Genomic DNA, 2724 nt, shown 5'->3' on the forward strand with positions numbered 1-2724 from the left:
CGCACCAACAAGATCCCGTTTATCCAGAGCCTAGCCAGCAAACCGCTGCTCATCAGTTCGGTGGCGGTTGTCGCCACGGGCGCACTGATGACTGTCATCGGACCCATCGCACGCATCCTGGGCTTTGTCACGCTGCCGCCCCTCTACTGGCTGCTCCTGCTGGGCATGTTGTTGATCTACGTCGTCCTCACTCAGCTCGTCAAGACCTGGTTCATTCGCCGTTTTGGTGACGTCTGACAGGTAGTGCCACTCCTCTCTTCGCACTTGAAGACCCGCTGTCCGTCAAGATGGCGGATCATTCGCTTTCGTGACGTGCCTTGGGGTGATAGTGTTTGCTGACGCTCCTGCTCTATCGGATGCGTCGCGGACGGAACGCTCGATTGGCCCAGCACAGGGCTTCGCGGTCACTGACCTCGTGGAAGTCCTCGTAGAACTGCCCAACAGCCATCAGCCATTCGGCCGCGTGAACTGCCACAACGTGGTACCCCTGCTCGACCAGCTGGCGCATCACTTCTTTGTCCACGACCGGCGTTCCGACCGTGGGGACGCACCCCATACTGGTGACGACATCCACGGCGGCGATCATCGTCGCTCCCGTTGCGATACCATCGTCCACAACCAGCACACGGGCGCCGCGTTCCCATGTCTGGGGGATATAGCGCTCGAACAGCTCTGCGTACAGGACAAGGCGTTCTTTCTCGAAGCCGATCTCGGCGTCGAGGTGCTCGCGCGGTTCGTGTGCGGATTCGGGTGACAGGATGGTGGCGAAACTGCCGTTTCCGGCATAGCCGAGAGCCCCCACTGCAACTTCGCGGTTGGCGTCAGCACGGATCTTGCGAATGAGCAGGACACCAAACGGCAGGCCGAGCTCCTGGGCGACAACAGATCCGACGATGACCCCGCCGCGTGGAATCCCACAGCAAAGGTCGAAGACCAATCCTTGGTCTCGGACCTCACTTGCCAGCTTGGCTCCCGCTTCTTCCCGCGACAGGAAGACCATAGTGTTCCTCCTATTAGGTCATGCTCGACCGTGTCGGAATCTCCACTGACATCAGCATGACAGAACAGGAAATTTGGTCAACACCCTGGACCCGGTGACAACCGGACCCTGAGAAATCGTGTCGGAGGGCTTCAGACCTCGAGATACCAGACGATAGCGGTCTCATCCTCGCTACCCGGCGTGGCCTGCAGATAGAGACGGTCGAACCCGCCGATGACAAACCCGTAGTCACGGTAGAACATACATGCTGTCACGTGGATGTCCTGCGTTTCCGCGCGCAGCCAGCGCAGTCCCCGGGCAAGAGCCCATGCCTTGACAGTATCCATGAGCAACGTCGCGATACCGTGATGAAGGTGGCCGTGCTCAACGCGCAGGCCCCAGACACGCGCCATGTTGTTGTGGTCTTCCTGGACACACACCTGTCCTACCAGTTGCTCTTCGACAAATGCGAGATAGATGGCCGCGTCATCTCTGCCGAGATAGACACGGTCGGGACAGCAGACCTCTGCCTTCTTATACGGCAGTTGGACGGAATCGACGTCGAAGTCATAGTTGTCACCGCACATGGATACCTTGACACGCGCCTTCACGACCAAGTTGCTGCGGAGCTCATCCACGTAACCGGCCATGTCCGGTGTCGCCCGCATGATCCGTATGTCGAGACCAGTCATGTCATCCACTCTCACATCATACACGAACGCCGCGCCGAAGCGGGAAGCCGGCATTCACAACCAGACACTGTCTCCCGAGGACACGCACTGGATGCTCTCCTCCGCGGTTCGTCCCCACCTACGCGGGAATCCATGTGTTTTGTCGAAGGCTCGGCAAAGGTATAACGGTCTCGAAGGAAATAGAACCGTCCCGAGAATGTTACACTTCCACGACGCATGGTTCCCCACATCCTCTCCGTCCTCGTCATCGTACGAGTATCCCCTTCATCGTACGGAATTCAGATGATGCAACTCGGCCCGTTGCCCTTAGCATCACCTGAGATATACTGCAGGCAGGAACCTGGATCCTTGTTGTGAGGCGAGTAGTTGAGACAGCAACTGTTCCGGTTGATCCTGACATGCACGCTCGTCATCCTGACTGCATGGAGCGCGGGATGTCGAGCAAGTACGACGGACATTCAGGAGGCACCTATGGAAATCACGGTCACCAGCACGGCATTCATGCCCGGCAAGCCCATCCCGGTCAAGTACACCGGGCAGGGCGAGAACATTTCGCCGGACCTTTTCTGGAGAGACACGCCGGACGGCGTCGTCAGCTTCGCCCTTATCTGTGACGACCCTGACGCCCCTGCCGGAACTTGGGTCCACTGGACCATATGGAGCATCCCTGCCACATCGAGGGGGCTGGCACAGGGCGTACCCGCGAATGCATCCTTGTCTGACGGCTCCGTGCAGGGCATCACCAGCGCCGGCACGTCCGGGTACCACGGCCCCATGCCGCCACGCGGCAACGCCCATCGGTACTACTTTCGAATCTACGCTCTGGACACAGTATTGTCCCTTCCGGCGTCGGCGAACCGGGCGCAGCTCGACGCAGCCATGAAAGGACACGTCCTGTCGCAAGGGCAGCTGATGGGAACATATCAGCGACAGTAGCAGAGATTCTCGATGCTGACTTGCATCCCGCAGACTGACAGCGGAACCCTGCAATGTGGTTACCCTGCGCAGGCACCTACTGTGGGGTCGATGCTCCCCCGGAGGCAGTCGTGGTAC

General features: G+C 59.3%; 4 protein-coding genes. 2 read left to right on the plus strand and 2 right to left on the minus strand.

Translation table 11 applies throughout. The features are described 5' to 3' along the window. Positions 1-237 (plus strand): hypothetical protein (locus SMC5_RS10850; protein WP_165849068.1); only part of this gene is annotated, 237 nt, incomplete at its 5' end. Between the two features lie 112 nt (positions 238-349). On the opposite strand, the gene SMC5_RS09835 is transcribed toward SMC5_RS10850, so the two are convergent. Both SMC5_RS09835 and SMC5_RS09840 read right to left on the minus strand, forming a co-directional pair. Continuing rightward, positions 350-1000, minus strand: coding sequence for a phosphoribosyltransferase (locus tag SMC5_RS09835; RefSeq protein WP_119087666.1), 651 nt, complete (start codon positions 998-1000; stop codon positions 350-352). Positions 1001-1131: 131 nt separating this feature from the next. Further along, on the minus strand, positions 1132-1671 hold the full coding sequence (locus tag SMC5_RS09840; RefSeq protein ID WP_165849069.1) for a GNAT family N-acetyltransferase: 540 nt from the start codon (positions 1669-1671) through the stop codon (positions 1132-1134). 471 nt (positions 1672-2142) lie between these two features. Between SMC5_RS09840 and SMC5_RS09845 the strand changes: the two genes are divergently transcribed. Beyond that, complete coding sequence (locus SMC5_RS09845; protein ID WP_119087668.1) at positions 2143-2607, plus strand: YbhB/YbcL family Raf kinase inhibitor-like protein; 465 nt, start codon at positions 2143-2145, stop codon at positions 2605-2607. The last annotated feature ends 117 nt before the right edge of the window (positions 2608-2724 follow it).

Origin of the sequence: Candidatus Cryosericum odellii, assembly GCF_003570935.1 — a bacterium.
GTDB lineage: Bacteria > Caldisericota > Caldisericia > Cryosericales > Cryosericaceae > Cryosericum > Cryosericum odellii.